This is a genomic window from Devosia sp. Soil_C_22 (genome assembly GCF_057657195.1).
This window is the reverse complement of sequence record NZ_JBDGIY010000001.1, coordinates 86,083-101,881: the sequence shown is the minus strand read 5'-3', so window position 1 is coordinate 101,881 and position 15,799 is coordinate 86,083. Positions and strand designations below refer to the sequence as shown.

Annotated in this window: 16 protein-coding genes; 12 read left to right on the top strand and 4 right to left on the bottom strand. The window is 66.5% G+C overall.

Annotation, left to right across the window (positions count from 1 at the left end):
* Positions 1 to 84: 84 nt before the first annotated feature.
* From AC3A6I_RS00410 to AC3A6I_RS00400, 3 genes are read left to right on the top strand one after another with little or no spacing between them, the layout of a single operon-like run.
* A complete protein-coding gene (locus AC3A6I_RS00410; protein WP_487541027.1) occupies positions 85 to 414 on the top strand; it encodes an ArsR/SmtB family transcription factor in 330 nt (109 codons plus the stop codon).
* Positions 414 to 923 (top strand): SRPBCC family protein, encoded by a 510-nt coding sequence (locus AC3A6I_RS00405; RefSeq protein WP_487541026.1) that lies wholly within the window; start codon positions 414 to 416, stop codon positions 921 to 923. The genes AC3A6I_RS00410 and AC3A6I_RS00405 overlap by 1 nt, the downstream gene beginning before the upstream one ends.
* A gap of 5 nt (positions 924 to 928) precedes the next feature.
* On the top strand, positions 929 to 1,501 hold the full coding sequence (locus tag AC3A6I_RS00400; RefSeq protein ID WP_487541025.1) for a dihydrofolate reductase family protein: 573 nt from the start codon (positions 929 to 931) through the stop codon (positions 1,499 to 1,501).
* A gap of 81 nt (positions 1,502 to 1,582) precedes the next feature.
* Here AC3A6I_RS00400 and AC3A6I_RS00395 read toward each other — a convergent pair whose 3' ends face one another.
* From AC3A6I_RS00395 to AC3A6I_RS00380, 4 genes are all read right to left on the bottom strand, one after another.
* Positions 1,583 to 2,989, bottom strand: coding sequence for an amidase (locus AC3A6I_RS00395; protein ID WP_487541024.1), 1,407 nt, complete (start codon positions 2,987 to 2,989; stop codon positions 1,583 to 1,585).
* A 20-nt stretch (positions 2,990 to 3,009) separates the two neighbouring features.
* Positions 3,010 to 4,353, bottom strand: a complete 1,344-nt coding sequence (locus tag AC3A6I_RS00390) for an amidase (protein WP_487544960.1) — start codon at positions 4,351 to 4,353, stop codon at positions 3,010 to 3,012.
* A 69-nt stretch (positions 4,354 to 4,422) separates the two neighbouring features.
* Positions 4,423 to 5,829 (bottom strand): amidase, encoded by a 1,407-nt coding sequence (locus tag AC3A6I_RS00385; protein ID WP_487541023.1) that lies wholly within the window; start codon positions 5,827 to 5,829, stop codon positions 4,423 to 4,425.
* An 83-nt stretch (positions 5,830 to 5,912) separates the two neighbouring features.
* Positions 5,913 to 6,035 (bottom strand): hypothetical protein, encoded by a 123-nt coding sequence (locus AC3A6I_RS00380; protein ID WP_487541022.1) that lies wholly within the window; start codon positions 6,033 to 6,035, stop codon positions 5,913 to 5,915.
* A gap of 158 nt (positions 6,036 to 6,193) precedes the next feature.
* Here AC3A6I_RS00380 and AC3A6I_RS00375 point away from each other — a divergent pair, with 158 nt between their 5' ends.
* From AC3A6I_RS00375 to AC3A6I_RS00335, 9 genes are all read left to right on the top strand, one after another.
* On the top strand, positions 6,194 to 7,783 hold the full coding sequence (locus AC3A6I_RS00375) for an ABC transporter substrate-binding protein (RefSeq protein ID WP_487541021.1): 1,590 nt from the start codon (positions 6,194 to 6,196) through the stop codon (positions 7,781 to 7,783).
* Between the two features lie 75 nt (positions 7,784 to 7,858).
* Positions 7,859 to 8,815 carry an ABC transporter permease gene (locus tag AC3A6I_RS00370; RefSeq protein ID WP_487541020.1) on the top strand — a complete coding sequence of 319 codons (957 nt, stop codon included), beginning with the start codon at positions 7,859 to 7,861 and terminating at the stop codon, positions 8,813 to 8,815.
* Positions 8,816 to 8,825: 10 nt separating this feature from the next.
* Positions 8,826 to 9,728: an ABC transporter permease gene (locus tag AC3A6I_RS00365; RefSeq protein WP_487541019.1), complete on the top strand. Its 903-nt coding sequence runs from the start codon at positions 8,826 to 8,828 to the stop codon at positions 9,726 to 9,728.
* 15 nt (positions 9,729 to 9,743) lie between these two features.
* On the top strand, positions 9,744 to 10,856 hold the full coding sequence (locus AC3A6I_RS00360; RefSeq protein WP_487541018.1) for an ABC transporter ATP-binding protein: 1,113 nt from the start codon (positions 9,744 to 9,746) through the stop codon (positions 10,854 to 10,856).
* A gap of 5 nt (positions 10,857 to 10,861) precedes the next feature.
* Positions 10,862 to 11,923, top strand: coding sequence for an ABC transporter ATP-binding protein (locus AC3A6I_RS00355; protein ID WP_487544959.1), 1,062 nt, complete (start codon positions 10,862 to 10,864; stop codon positions 11,921 to 11,923).
* 133 nt (positions 11,924 to 12,056) lie between these two features.
* Positions 12,057 to 12,989: an acetamidase/formamidase family protein gene (locus AC3A6I_RS00350; protein WP_487541017.1), complete on the top strand. Its 933-nt coding sequence runs from the start codon at positions 12,057 to 12,059 to the stop codon at positions 12,987 to 12,989.
* Positions 12,990 to 12,992: 3 nt separating this feature from the next.
* Positions 12,993 to 14,663, top strand: a complete 1,671-nt coding sequence (locus AC3A6I_RS00345) for an asparaginase domain-containing protein (protein ID WP_487541016.1) — start codon at positions 12,993 to 12,995, stop codon at positions 14,661 to 14,663.
* Positions 14,664 to 14,674: 11 nt separating this feature from the next.
* Positions 14,675 to 15,124 (top strand): urease accessory protein UreE, encoded by a 450-nt coding sequence (ureE, locus tag AC3A6I_RS00340; protein ID WP_487541015.1) that lies wholly within the window; start codon positions 14,675 to 14,677, stop codon positions 15,122 to 15,124.
* Positions 15,117 to 15,794, top strand: coding sequence for an urease accessory protein UreF (locus AC3A6I_RS00335; protein ID WP_487541014.1), 678 nt, complete (start codon positions 15,117 to 15,119; stop codon positions 15,792 to 15,794). Before ureE ends, AC3A6I_RS00335 begins: the two co-directional genes overlap by 8 nt.
* Positions 15,795 to 15,799 lie beyond the last annotated feature (5 nt).

The window sequence follows — 15,799 nt, the reverse complement described above, 5'->3', positions numbered from 1 at the left end:
TTGGCACACTGCCCCGTTCGGGCGGGCGGCCCCTGCGTGCCGCGATAGCTTGACTTTAAATATGCATGCACATACATATGCATCATGATGCAACAAAGTATATTCCAGATGCTGGCCGATCCGACCCGGCTGCGCATCGTCGAGGCGTTGGCTCGCGGCGAGCAGGCCGTGGGCGACCTCGTTCGGGCCGTCGACATCGACCAGTCCGGCGTTTCGCGGCACCTGCGCATTCTCGGTGAGGCCGGCTTCGTCACGATGCGGCCCGATGGCGCGAAGCGCCTCTATGCGCTCCGCCCGGAACCGTTCCGCGCCATCGACGATTGGGTGGCGAGCTATCGCAAACTGTGGGAGGGCCGGCTCGATCGCTTCGATGCCGCTATGGCGCGGCGGCGGCAACGCGAGGAGAAGCCGTGATGGAGCATGCCGGCGCGCTGGGCGCGGACGCCATCAGGTTCGAGCGGGTCTATGACGCATCCGTCGAGGACGTCTGGGCCCTGTGGACCACCAGGGAAGGGCTCGAAGAGTGGTTCGCGCCCGAAGGCATGCGCTTCGAGGTGTCAGTGCTCGAGCCGTGGGACGGCGGTGCGTTTGATCATGTGATGACTGCGGTGGGCCCTGAGCAGGTCGCGTATCTGGCGAGGCTCGATCGCCCGCCGTCGGCATGGGTGAGCGGCCGGTTCATCGAGGTCGTGCGCCACCGCAGGCTGCACATCCGCTTCGACATCGACTTCGTCCCCGGGGTCGAGGCCTACCCCTACCACATGCTGGTCGAGCTCCACGCCGAGGCCGGCCGCGTGCGCATGGTCCTGACCGCCGATCGTCACCCGGACGCCGAGATGACGCGCGGCGCCATCCTCGGACTCACCAGCCAATTGCACCGCTTCGACCTCGCCGTCGCGGCCCGAGCGACCAAGGAGCAATGACCCCGATGCGCCCCCTTCTCTACTCCATCAACGTGACGCTCGACGGCTGCGTCCACCATAACGCCATTCCGACCGATCCGACCCTGATGGACGAGCAACTGCGCGCGACGCACCGCCACGCCACCGAAAGCCTCGGCCGGTGCGATGCCCTGCTCTTCGGTCGCGTCACCTACGGCATGATGGAAGGCGCGTGGCGGCTGGATACGCGCACCAGCACCCCGCCCGACTGGACCGAGCCATTCGCGCGCACGATCGATGCGATGAAGAAATACGTCGTTTCGAGCACGCTCGACCATGTCGAATGGAACTCGGAACTCATCCGCGACAACCTGGGCGAGGCGGTGGAGAAGCTCAAGCAGCAGCCCGGCGGGCCGATCCTCACCGGCGGCGTGCAGTTGCCGCTGGCGCTGGCGGAACTGGGCCTGATCGACGAGTACGAGTTCGTCCTGCAGCCCCGCATCGCCGGCCACGGCCCCACCCTGCTCGCCGGCCTCTCCAGCTATGTCGAACTGAAGCTCATCGCCCGCAAGGAACTCAGCTCCGGCGCAGTTGCGCTGCGCTACGAGCCGAGACGGTAGCCCGCGCGTGAGCGCAAGACGGACGCCGGACCCACTCGGGGCCGGCGTCCGCTTCATCCTGGGCGCGCGGTGCCGGCGCGCTCAGAAACCGGGAGGACGGCGGGTGTGCCAGTCGGTAGCCATCTGGTAGGCATGCGCCACCTTGAGCAGCAGCGCTTCCGAGCCGGGGGCGCCGGCGAGCTGCATGGCGACCGGGCGGCCGTCCTCGGTGTAGCCGACCGGCAGCGTCACCGTCGGCGTGCCGGTGGCGTTGAACGGCGAGGTGAACTTGCCGATCTTGTCGAAGCTTTCCGCCACCAGCGCGCGCATCTCGCTCCAGGTCGGCGTGCCGTATTTGAACACCGGCATCACGAACACATCGATGTCGTCGAACATGCGGATCACCGCGCCGCGGAACTTCCGCCGCTCGATGATGCCCTTGCCGATATCGACCGGATTGGCGGCGCGGCCGAGCTCGATCATCTGCTTGACGCTCGGCCCGTATTTGTCGGCCTGGCTCGGATAGGTCGCGTCGTGATGCGCCGCCGTCTCGGCCATGGTGGCGGCCATGTTCATCTTGAGCAGCTCGTCCTGCGAGGGGAAGCTCACCGGCGTGGTCAGCGCGCCGATCTCCTCCAGCACCGCTACGGCATCCTTGATGAAGCCGATGGTCACCGGGTCGGCATCGTCGGCCATATAGTCCCAGTCGAGCCCGACCTTCACGCCACGCGCGCCCCACACGCCGGCCGAGAGTTCGCCCAGATAGTCCGGGATCGGCGCCGATAGCGAAGTGGTGTCCTTCGGATCCCAGCCGGCCAGCGTCTGCAGCATCGCCGCCGCGTCAGCCGCCGAGCGCGCCATCGGACCGAGATGGTCGAAGGTCGCGGCGAGATCGAAAATGCCATAGCGGCTGATCAGCCCCCAGGTCGGCTTCACCCCGGTCAGCCCGTTGCAGGCCGAGGGGAAGCGGATCGAGCCGCCGGTGTCCGAGCCGATCGTGGCATAGGCGAGCCCCGCCGCGGCCGAAACGCCCGAGCCCGACGAGGAAACGCCGGTCCACAGGTCCTTCTTCCACGGGTTCACCGGCTCAGGGAATTCCGGGTGATGCTCCAGCATCGCGCCCTCGGTCATGTGCAGCTTGCCGAGCAGCACCGAGCCGGCATCGGCGAGCTTGGTCACCACCGTCGCATCGTGGTCGGGCTTGAAGTCGCGATAGATCGACATGCCGCCGGTAGTGGTGATTCCCTTGGTGTAGCAGAGGTCCTTCACCGCGATCGGGATGCCGTGCATCACCCCGCGATAGATCCCCTTCATGATCTCGACCTCGGCTTTGCGCGCCTGGTCCATCGCCACATCGGCGGTGACCGTAGTGTAGCTGTGCAGCCCCTGGTCGTAGTTCTCGATGCGCGTGAGGATCGCCTCGGTCACCTCCACCGGCGAGATGTCGCGGTTCTCGATGTGCTTCGCCACCTTGGTCAGCGGCTGGAAATGGATGTCGTCCAACGCCATTGTCGGCTCCTATCGCTTGGTCAGGAAAGAGTGGGCCGGCGCAGGTGCCAGTCGGTCGCCTGCTGGTAGGCATGCGCGGCCTTGAACAAGCTGGCTTCGCTGAGCTGCGCCCCGACCAGCTGCATGGCGAGCGGCAGGCCGATGCTGTTCGACCCCACCGGGAAGGTGATGGTCGGCACGCCCGCCATGTTGTAGGGGCCGGAGAACCGGTTGAAGGTCGGGTGCTTCTCGAACACGCCGTCGAGCTCGTCATATTTGACGCCGGCCCACGGCATGATCGGCGCCGCGATCACGTCGATCTGCTCGAAAATCTCACTGAGGGCGCCGCGGAAGCGGTCCTTCTCGATATAGGCGGCGGCGAGATCGACCGGCCGGTAGTTGAAGCCGCGCTCGATCACCTCGGCAAGCTTGCCGAAGCCCGACGGGTTCGCCCGGTAATGCGCCTCGTGGTAGCGGGCGCACTCGGACTCCATGATGATGCGCTGGCCGCGCACCAGCTGCTCGGTCACCGGCACCGTGATCGGCACGATCCTGGCGCCGATCGCCTCGAACATCTCGAGCGCGTCGTGCAGTCCCTGCACCAGCTCGGCGTCAACGCCCTCGGTCACATAGGCCCAGTCGATGCCGATCTTGAGATCCCGCGCTCCGAACACGCCTTCCAGACCCGCGACATACCCCGGTACCGGCGCGCGCAGGCTGGTCGGATCGTTCACATCGTGCCCGGCAATCGCATCGAACACCGCCGCGGCATCCGCCGCCGAGCGCGCCATCGGCCCGACGGAATCGAGCGTATCGGCCAGCGTGAACACGCCATAACGCGATACCCGCCCCCATGTCGGCTTCAGCCCCGTCAATCCGTTTGTCGCCGAGGGGAAGCGGATCGAGCCGCCGGTATCCGAGCCCAGCGCGGCAAAGCACAGCCCCGCTGCCGTGGCGACGCCCGAGCCCGACGACGAGCCGCCCGGCCAGTAGCCCGCAACATAGGGATGCCGGGGCGGCGCGCCGAAATGCGGATGGTGCTCGGCCAGGGCGCCTTCATGCAGCGCCAGACGCCCGAGGATCACCGCTCCCGCCGCCACCAGCCGATCGACCACCGTGGCGGAGTAATCGGCGACGAAATCCTTGTACGCACCCGAGCCGAAAGTCGCCGGCACGCCCTTGATGAAGAACAGATCCTTGATCGCAATCGGCACACCGTGCAGCGGCCCGCGATAGCGGCCGGAGCGAATTTCCGCCTCGGCCTGCCGCGCCTGCGCCAGCGCCATCTCGCCGGTGACCGAGAGGAAGTATGCAGCTCCGGATCCACCGCGGCGATGCGCGCCAGCATGGTCTCGGCCAGCGTCACCGGCGACAGCTCGCCGGATCGGATGCCGGCCGCGACGTCGGTCAGGGCCATGAAGGGAATGTCGCTGGTATCGAGCATGGTCGGTCTTTCAGTGGAGAAGCGGTGGGCGCTTGAGGTGCCAATCGGTCGCCTGCTGGAAGGCGTGGGCGGCGCGCAGCAGGCCGGGCTCGCTCAGATGCGGCCCGATCAGCTGCATGCCGATCGGCATCCCGACCTTGGCGAGGCCGACCGGGAAGGTGATCGAGGGGCTGCCGGAGACGTTGAACGGCGAGGTGAAGCCGAGGAACCCGACGAGGTCGCTCAGGTGCGCATCCATGTCGTCGTAGCGCGCGCCAACCATCGGATAGACCGGCGAGGCGATCGCATCGATGCCGTCAAAGGCCCGCAGCAGCTCGCCCTTGAACCGGTCGCGCGTGATGTAGGCCTTGCTGAGCGTCAGCGCGTCATAGCCCCTGCCCCGCTCCATCGCCTTGGCCAGCTGCGGCCCGAATTTTCCGGGGTCGGCCTCATAGACCGGCTTGTGGAAGGCAAAGCTCTCGGTGTCGGTGATCACCATCTGCGCTTCGATCGCCGCGCGCCGCTCCGGCACCTTCACCGGCACGATGACCGCGCCGAGGTCCGCGAACATCGCGATCGCGGCACGGATCGCCGCCACCGTCTCGGCATCGACGCCGCTCTCGAGATAGGCCTCGTCGACCCCGATGCGGAACCCCCGCGCCCCGAGGATCCCATCGAGCCCCGCGAGATAATCCGGCACCGGCGCCGTCAGCGCCGTCGGATCGTTGGGGTCGGGTCCGGCGAAGGCTGCCAGCATCGCAGCGGCGTCGGCCGCATCGCGCGCCATCGGCCCGATCGTGTCGAGCGAATCCGCCAGCGGGAACACGCCATAGCGGCTGGTCCGCCCCCACGTGACCTTGAGCCCGGTGACCCCGTTGGCCGCCGACGGAAAGCGGATCGAGCCGCCGGTATCGGTGCCCAGCGAGGCAAAGCAGAGGCCGGCGGCGGTCGCCGCGCCGGAGCCGGATGACGAACCGCCCGGCCAGTAATCGGCGTTCCAGGGGTTGAGGCATTTGTCGAGCGCCGGATGGTGCTCGCCGAACGCCCCTTCGTGCAGGTGCAGCCGGCCCAGGATCACCGCGCCGGCCATCTTCAGCCGGTGGACGATGGTCGCATCCTGGTTGGAGATGAAATCCCTGTAGGCCACCGAGCCGAAGGTCGACGGCACACCCTTGGTCCAGAACAGATCCTTGATGGCGATCGGCACGCCGTGCAGCGGCCCGCGATGCCGGCCGGCCGCGATCTCGCTCTCGGCGACCTTGGCCTCGTCGAGCGCGCTCTGCCCGGTGACCGCCAGGTACGAGTGGAGCGCGGCATCCACCTTGCCGATCCGGTCGAGCATCATCTCGGTGAGCTCCACCGGCGACAGGGCGCGGCTGGCGATCATCCCCGAGACCTCGAGCAGCGAGGCGTAATGAAGGTCGGCGGGTGGGGACATCGGAGCCTCTGGAGAGATGGCGGGCGCGGCGGCCGGCGCGAGCCGGTGCCTGCTTCACCCATATACAAGCCTTTCTGATATTTTCAAACGATAATATCAAAAGTAGAAAGATTGCTCAGGCTGCCCGTTTGTTGGGCGTTATCATCTGGTTCGACCGGCTTGTATGCGAACACCGCTCCTTCCTGCGAAGCATTCGGAATCTGCATAGCTGCCATCCCGTCCACCGAAATGCTTGGATTTTCTACTATTTGCGCCTCAGCGGTCGTGTGCCGCACCCCTCTCTGGGCGGGGCTGGCACACCCTTTGCAGCGTCCTTGGCGTAACGCCCGACACAGGGGGTGACCGCATGCAGGAAGGATGCATCATGAATTCAATCAAACTGCGGGGCGTGCTAGCGGCAGCCGCCTTGGCCATCGCGACCGGAATGGGCAGCTCTGCCATTGCGCAGGAATCCGTGCTGCGCGTCGCCATGACCGCTGCCGACATCCCCGACTGGACCGGAGCACCGGACCAGGGCTACGAGGGCATGCGGTTTGCCGGCTACACCATGTACGACGCGCTCGGCCTGTGGGACCTCACGTCCTCCGACAAGGCCGCCGATGTCGTTCCCGGTCTCGCCACCAGCTGGGAAGTCGATCCCGCCAACAACCTGCTCTGGACCTATCATCTGCGCGAGGGCGTGAAGTTCCACGACGGCTGCGACTGGAACGCCGATTCCGCCATCTGGAATTTCGCCCGCGTCATGGATCAGTCGGCGCCGCAGTTCAACGCGCGCCATGCCACCCAGCAGGGCTCGGGCGTCGTCAACGTCGCGTCGGTCGCCAAGGTCGACGACTACACCATCCAGATCACCACCAAGACGCCAGCGTCGCTCCTCCCCTACGACCTCGCCATGTTCCTGATGATCTCGAACTGCGGCGTCGAAGCGGTCGGCAACGACTACGCCAAGTTCGGCGAGAAGCCAGCCGGCACCGGCCCGTACAAGTTCGACAAGCTCGTCCCGCACGAGCGCCTCGAGCTGGTCAAGAACGCCGAATACTGGAACCCGGACCGCGTGCCCAAGCAGGACCGCGTCGTGCTGCTCCCCATGCCGGAAGCCTCGACCCGCGCCGCCGCGCTGATGTCGGGCCAGGTCGATTTCGTCGAGGCGCCCTCGCCCGACACCATCCCGGCCCTGCAGGGCGCGGGCATGCAGATCATCACCGTGCCTTATCCGCACAACTGGGACTATCTGCTCAAGGTCGATAGCGGCCCGTTCTCCGATATCCGCGTCCGCCAGGCCGCCAACATGGCGATCAACCGGCAGGACATGGTCGACATGCTGCAGGGCGTCGCCGTCGCCGGCTACAACACCCTCATCGAGTCCCAGCCCTGGTACGGCTCGCCGCCGATCTACGAGTATGACCCCGAGGGCGCCAAGGCGCTGCTCGAGGAAGCCGGCTGCGTCCCCTGCAAGGTCCGCATCGGCATCTCCACTTCCGGCTCGGGCCAGATGCAGCCGCTGCCCATGAACGAACTGGTCAAGGAGCAGATGGACGAGGTCGGCTTCGAGGTCGAACTGGTTCCCATGGACTGGAACGCCCTGATCGGCGTGTTCTTCCAGGGCGCCACGGCATCCGGCTTTGACGGCATCAACTTCTCCATGGCTCCGATCGATGCCAGCCAGGGCATCATCAAGAAGTGGATGACCGAGTATGCCGCGCCGAGCTGCTGCAACTGGGGCACCTACTCGAGCGCCAAGGTCGACGAGCTCGGCAAGGCCGCCCTTGCCGAGTTCGACCAGGCCAAGCGCGACGCGCTGCTGACCGAGATGAACAACGCCATCATGGCCGACGCGCCCGAGCTGTTCATCGTGCACGACCTCAACCCGCGCGCCCTGTCGCCGAAGCTCACTGGCTTCGTGCAGGCCCAGAGCTGGTTCCAGGACCTGACGCCCATCATGGTCGCTCCCTGATCTCCGCATGATTGCCGCGGGCGCAACTCGGCGCCCGCGGTCCTCGTCCACCACGCCAACTGCGGGTAGCCAAAGATGTGGATGTATGCCCTCCGCCGCCTGATCCTGACGATCCCGATCCTCCTGGGCGTCACGGTGATCTGCTTCGCCCTGGTCCAGATCGCCCCCGGCGATCCGATCACCAACCTCATCAGGCCCGACACGCCGCCCGAGCAGATCGCCATGCTGCGTGCGCATTACGGGCTCGATCAGCCGGTGGTGGTGCAGTACTTCCTCTGGCTGTGGCGCGTCATCGGCGGTGACTTCGGCACCTCGATCTCCACCAACCTGCCCGTCGCGGTCGAAGTGCTCCGTGCCTTCGCCAACACCATCGTCATCGCGCTCATCTCGGTCGTTGTCGCCTTTGTCGCCTCGCTGGTGCTGGGCACCATCGCCGCCATCCGCCAGGGGGGCGTGGTCGATCGCTTCGTCACTGCGCTCGCCGTGTTCGGCATTTCGGTGCCGACCTTCTGGCTGGCCGTGGTGCTGGTCATCTTTTTTGCCGTCGAACTCAACTGGCTCCCCGCCACCGGCATGGGCTCGTCCGGTTCGGACAGCTTCAACTATCTCGACTGGAACGACTTCAAGTTCGCCGTGATGCCGATCATCGCGCTGGCCCTGCCGCCGCTCGCCATCATGACGCGCACCACCCGTGCCTCGCTCAGCGAAATCCTCAACCAGGACTTCATCCAGACGCTCCGCGCCAAGGGCCTCAGCGAATTCGCCATCATCACCCACGCCATCCGCAACATCATGCCCTCGGCCGTCGCCATGCTCGGCCTGCAGTTGGGCTATCTGATCGGCGGCTCGGTGCTGGTCGAGACCGTGTTCACCTGGCCCGGCACCGGGTTCCTCCTCAACAAGGCGATCCTGTCCCGCGATATCCCGCTGCTGCAGGGCACCATCCTCGTGCTGGCCGGCGCCTTCGTCCTCATCAACCTCGTCGTCGACCTCGCCCAGTCGCTGGTCGATCCGCGCATCAAACGCAGCTGAGGCCAGAGCAATGACCGATATTCCCGCCGGCAACCTGTCCATAGACAAGTCGCAATCCGCGCCCGCCACCAAGGTGCGCGGCTACTGGGGCAGCGTCTGGAACCGGCTGCGCTACGATTACGTGACCCTGTTCTGCCTCGCGCTCATCGCCGTCATCGTGCTGCTCGCCGTGTTCGCGCCGTGGCTGTCGCCGATGGATCCCGAAAAGTCCTCGATGGCCAACCGGCTGCGCCCCATCGGCCACGCCAAGTTCGTGCTCGGTACCGACGAGCAGGGCCGCGACATGCTCTCCCGCCTGCTCTGGGGCGGACGCGTCTCGCTGCTCATGGGCATCGTCCCGGTCGTCTTCGCCACCCTGATCGGCGGCACTTTCGGCGTCATCGCCGGCTACTACGGCGGCAAGGTCAACATGGTGATCATGCGCACCATGGACGTGTTCTTCGCCTTTCCCTCCGTCCTGCTCGCTGTCGCCATCGCCGGCAGCCTCGGCGGCGGCATCGGCAACCAGATGATCACGCTCACGGTCGTCCTCATCCCGCCGATCTGCCGCGTCGCCGAAACCGCCACAGCCCAGGTACGCTCGCTCGATTTCGTGGATGCGGCGCGCGCCAGCGGCGCCTCGACCTTCTCGATCCTCACCGGCCACGTGCTCATCAACGTGCTCTCGCCGGTACTGGTCTATTCCTCCACCCTGGTTTCGATCTCGATCATCCTCGCCTCGGGCCTGAGCTTCCTCGGCCTCGGCGTCTCCCCGCCGACCGCCGACTGGGGCCTGATGCTCGCGACGCTCCGCCAGTCGATCTACGTGCAGCCCTTCGTTGCTGCGCTGCCGGGCGTCTGCATCCTCATCACCTCGATCGCCTTCAACCTCGTCTCCGATGGCCTGCGCCAGGCCATGGACGTCAAAGCGTAAACGGAGGCAGCCGCCATGACCGACATCATCGAAACCACCAGCGCCACCGGCCCCGACCCCCGCGATCGCGGCGGGCCGGCCCAGCCGATGCTCATCGTCGAGAACATCAAGAAATACTTCCCAATCCGGGCGGGGCTGCTCAACAAGAAGGTCGCCGAGGTGAAGGCCGTCGACGACATCTCCTTCTATGTGCTGAAGGGCGAAACGCTCGGCATTGTGGGGGAATCCGGCTGCGGTAAGTCCACTCTGGCGCGCCTCCTGATGTACCTGATCGAAAAGGACGAGGGGAACCTCGTGCTCGACGGCGATCCGGTCGGGGAGAAGACCGGCACCTCGCTCGACGGCCTGCGCCGATCGCTGCAGATGGTGTTCCAGGACAGCTATTCGTCGCTGAATCCGCGCCTCCCGATCGAAAGTTCCATCGCCTACGGCCCCAAGGTGCAGGGCGCCAGCCCCAAGACCGCCAAGGAACAGGCCCGCGCGCTGCTCGAACAGGTCGGGCTCAAGGCCGAGCGCTTCGGCCAGCGCTACCCGCACGAGCTCTCGGGCGGCCAGAAGCAACGCGTCAACATCGCGCGCGCCCTCGCGCTCGATCCGCGCCTGCTGATCCTCGACGAAGCCGTTTCCGCCCTCGACAAATCCGTCGAGGCCCAGGTGCTGAACCTGCTCGGCGATCTGAAGGAGCAGCTGAACCTCACCTACATCTTCATCTCGCACGACCTGCACGTGGTGAAATACATCTCCGACCGCGTGCTGGTGATGTATCTGGGCCAGGTCGTCGAGATCGGCCCCGTCGACAAGATCTACGACAACCCGCTCCACCCCTACACCCAGGCCCTGCTGGCCTGCCGGCTCTCGATGGATCCCGACGAGCGCGTCGACAGCGCCCCCCTCGCCGGCGACCCGCCCAACCCAGTCAACCCGCCCTCGGGCTGCCGCTTCCACACCCGCTGCCCCTATGTCGAGGACGTCTGCATGAGCAAGGCGCCCGGGCTCGGCGACGCCGTTCGTGCCGATCCCGGCGAGCACCTCGCCGCCTGCCACATGGTGCATGCCGGCTCCGGCCACTCCAAGGCGCCCGACCCCGACAGCCGAACCCTCCCGCTCTGGCAAGGAGAGATGAAATGAACGAGATGCGCTCCCCCGACCTCTCTTTGGTCGAAGCCCAGTCCGAAAAGCCCGACGCCTATGTGAAGGTGAAGGACCTGCAGGTCCGCTTCGTCTCGCGCGAGGCCACCGTGAAAGCCGTCAACGGCGTTTCCTTCGAGCTCAAGAAGGGCGAAGTCCTCTGCGTCATCGGCGAGTCCGGCTCGGGCAAGTCGGTGATGATGCGCTCGCTCATGCAGCTCCATCCCAAAAAGCGCACCCGCATCGAGGGCGAGATGCGCATCGGCGAGCACGACATCATGACCGCCACCGACAGGCAGATGTCGGAGCTGCGCGGCTCGACCGTGTCGATGATCTTCCAGGAGCCGATGACCGCGCTCGATCCGCTCTACACCATCGGCGACCAGATCGCCGAAACCGTAATGCGGCACGAGAAGGTCGACCGCGATGCCGGCTGGAAGCGCGCCCTCGAGCTGCTCGAACTGGTCCGCGTCCCCTCCCCCGAGCGCCGCCTCAGGGCCTATCCGCACGAGCTCTCCGGTGGCCTGCGCCAGCGCGCCATGATCGCCGTGGCGCTCAGCTGCCGTCCCTCGCTGCTGTTGGCGGACGAGCCGACCACCGCGCTCGACGCCTCGGTGCAGATCCAGGTCCTCGTGCTGCTGCGCAAGCTACAGCGCGAAATGGGCATGTCGATGATCTTCGTCACCCACGATCTCGGCGTCGCCGCCCAGATCGCCGACAAGGTCGCCGTCATGTATGCCGGCCGCATCATCGAATACGGCAACGCCCGCGACGTGCTGATGCACCCCGAGCACCCCTACACCCGGGCCATGCTGTCCTCGACCATCAAGGATCAGGCCCGCGGCAGCCAGCTCGAGACCATCGCGGGCACCCCACCCGACCTGCGGGCCTTGCCGGACGGCTGCAGCTTCGCGCCGCGCTGCAAATATGCAGGCCCCGACTGCTTCGAGACCATGCCCGACGAAGTCACCGACGGCCGCGGCCACATGGCCCGCTGCGCCAAGGTCAGCGTCGTCCGCTGCCTCCTCGCCTTCGACCCCGGCATCGCGGCACCAGTCCCCGCCTGACCCTGCCCGGACGCCCGGACGCCGGGCGTTCCTCGCAGATTTCTTTTCATTTTCATTAGTTGAAATATTGACTATCGTGGATCACGCCGCGATAGTCGCAACAGGGGCCGGCAGAGCCCCACGAGGCACCACCATGGCCGAACACCACCTTCTCCCCAGTGTAGAAACCTGCCACTGGGGCTATTTCGACGCGACGCAGGCGCCCGCGCTGGTCGTGAAAAGCGGCGACACCGTCATCATCGACACCGTCACCGGCACCCCCAACGTCGTCCCCGACCGCGAGAAATTCCACGTCCCCGCGGCGCTCGACGCTGTCTTTGCGGGGCTGAAGCCCGAGGGCCCGCATATCCTCACCGGTCCGGTCTATGTCGAGGGCGCCAAGCCCGGAAACGTGCTGGAGGTCCGCATCAAGGACGTCTCGGTGATCCAGGACTGGGGCTTCAACATCATCGTGCCCAAGCTCGGCACGCTCCCGCACGACTACGACGAGTTCGTGCACAACAACATCCCGATCGACCTCGGCCGCAATGTCGGCATCATGCCCTGGGGCCTCGAGCTGCCGCTCAAGCCGTTCTTCGGCGTCATGGGCCTCGCCCCGCCCAAAGGCTGGGGCCGCATCTCCTCGATCGCCCCGCAATCGATGTGCGGCAACCTCGACAACAAGGAGTTGATCGCCGGCTCCACCCTGTACATCCCGGTCTTCGCCGAAGGCGGCCTGTTCTCCTGCGGCGACGGCCATGGCTGCCAGGGCGATGGCGAGGTCAACGTCACCGCCATCGAGACCGCGCTGCGCGGCACCTTCGAGTTCATCGTCCGCGATGACCTCAGCTTCACCTGGCCGCGCGCCGAGACCCCGACCCACCACATCACCATGGGCATGGACCCCGATCTCGACCAGTGCGCCATCACCGCCCTGCGCGAAATGATCGGCCTGCTCGGCGAGAAATCCGGCCTCTCGCATGCCGACGCCTACATGCTGTGCAGCCTCGCCGGCGACCTCCACGTCACCCAGACGGTCAACGGCAACAAGGGCGTCCACATGATGATGGACAAGAGAAACTTCTGACAGATGAGCAAGATCCGCATCGCCCACATGGCCGGCCCGACGGCCACCATCCAGAATACCCCGCCGCTGGTGACCTCGAACAAGGCCCGCGCCAAAGCCGGCCTCGAGCCCATCGCCGGCGACTTCGACCCGCTGCGCGCCCAGCGTCTCGCCGCGCCGGTAAAAGTCTATGTCGAGCAGTTTTCCGCCCATCCGCTCGAGGCAGATACCGCCGAGCTCTACGCCGCCCCCGATGGCTATATCGGCGCCGATGGCAGCTTCTCCAAAACGAAGACCTCCGACGCCGATAAGCCGGTCTACGAGATCGAACTGAAGCCCGAGGACGGTCTCTACCCCCTGCCCTACATGGCGCTCCAGGCCGACGGCACGCCCTGGGAGGAGGAGACCACAAAACCCTTCGGCACCATCACCCGCCAGGGCTTCTTCCCCGACGGCTCGCGCTCGTTCGAGGAGATCGACCGGCTCTCCATCGGTGCCGACGGCAAGGTGAACCTGATCGGCGGCCGCGCCGAGGTCGATTTCTATCGCCCCGCCCCTCCGGGCGGCTTCACCAAGGGCCTGACCAATGCCCAGCGCGCTGACGAGGGCGACGGCGATACCCCGGCCGAACGGCTGGGTTACGACTTCTTCGCCTACAAGCCCTTCCACATGGCCAAGTCGCCGCCGCGTCCGGTGCTGGCCAAGATCACCAACGACGTGCAGGCCATCCTGTCCTCGGGCAAGTACGATGGCGCCATCTGGACGCAGGGATCGCCACAGGTCGAGGAAACCGCCTACTGGTTCAACCTGCTGATCGATACCGACCTGCCCATCGCCTGCAACGCCGCGCAGCGCCCGCAGGGCCAGATCTCCAATGACGGTCCGGCCAACATCGTCGACAGCGTCACCTATATCGAGAGCGGCATCTGGAAGGACGGTAAGGGCGGCAACCGCGCCGGCACCGTCGTCATCCAGGAGCAGCAATTCTTCGCCGCCCGCGAAGTCGCCAAGGTCGACGCCCGCCCCGGCGGCTATGTCGCGACCGGCGGCCATGGCGGCATCCTCGGCCAGGTCACCCACATGGGTGCGCCGTACATGATGTACGTGCCGGCCTACAAGCACACGTCCGGCTCCGACGTGAATATCAGCAAGCTGCCGAACTCCGTCACCGGTACCAAGCTGGTCGACGGCACGGCCACCACCTGGACCGTCTCGATCAAGAACGGCACCGGCAAGCTGCTTGCCGACGCCATTCCCTCGGTCTCGATCATCAAGGAAGGCGGCTACTACGCCGACACCTTCGGCGACGATCCGTCCCCCGAGGGCGATCTCGATTTCCTGATCAAGCACAAGCTGAGCGGCAAGCGCCTGGGCGGCTTCGTTGTCGAAGGCCTCGTCCCCTACGGCAACATCACCTCCGAGCTGCGCGGCAGCATGCTGCGTACCGCGAGCTTCATGGGCCTGCCCGTGGTCAAGGTCGGTCGCGGCTACCCGGAGGGCTTTGCCGATCCCGACCCATGGATGATCTCGGGCAGCAACCTCACATCGACCAAGGCCCGGCTGCTGCTGATGGCCTGCCTGATGAAGTTCGGCGCCCTTCCCCTGGCAGCCGATCCGAAGAACCCGACAGAGGCGGAGATCGCCGCACTCAGGGACGCGCTGGCGAAGTACCAGTCCGTGTTCCACACCCACTGACGGAGGCGAGCATGCTGCGGCTCCACGGCATCATCGGCACGGCTCAGGATGCGGCCTATGCCGGCCTGATCCACGAGCTCGAGCATTCGGGCGGTATCGAGCTTCTGTTCGTCCCGCCCTCCGATGCCGGCCGCAAGCGCTTCCGCCTCGTCACCGACCGCGGCACCGACTGCGCCGTCAGCCTCGACCGCGACGAGGACCTGGTCGACGGCGCCCTGCTCTTCCTCGACCCCGAACGCGCCATCATCGCCCGCTTCGGCGAACAGGAGATCTGGCGGTTGCGCCCGGTAGATCAGGCCGCCTCCCTGAAGCTCGGCTGGAACGCCGGCAACCTCCACTGGCGCGTCCGCTTCGAAGGCGACGTGCTCCACATCCTCCTCGACGCCCCGCTGCACACCTACCGCGCCCGCATCCTGCCGCTGCTCGAGAGAGGCGAGGTCGAAGAGCTGCCCGATGTTTGACGCCGCCACCGCCCTCGCCCTCCTGCAATACGGCGACAGCGCCTACCCGGCCGGCGGTTTCGCATTTTCCTGGGGCATCGAAGGCCTTGCCGCCGACGGCATGCTCGACACCACGGACCAGCTCGACGGCTTCATCGCTGATCACCTCAGCCGCCGCTGGCAGACCATGGACCGCGTGCTGCTGCGTCGTGCCTTCCTCGCTCCCGACCTCGAGCTGGTCGCGGCCACCGACCGTCTCGCCGAAGCGGCCACGCTCTCGGCGGAAATGCGCGAGGGCTCCCACCGGGCCGGCAAAGCCCTGCTCGGCGTCGCCGTAAAGCTTGGCGGCCCGCTGAGCACCACCTACCGCCAGATGGTCTCGGCCGACCCGCGCCTCGGCCACCTGCCCATCGTGCAGGCCGTCGCCTGGCGCGACGCCGGGCTCGACCTCGAGGCCGCCGAACTCGTCTCGAGCTGGACCCTCGTCACCGGCCTCGTCTCCGCCGCCACCCGCCTCGGCATCATCGGTCACATCGAGGGCCAGCGCGCGCTTACGAATGCCCGCGTCGTGCTCTCCGAACTGCTCGCCGACCCGCCGGCCGCCGATGTCGTCCCCTCCAGCTTCACCCCGCTGATCGACATCGCCGTCGCCCGCGGCCCCACCCGCCACGTCCGCATGTTCGCCACCTGAGGAGC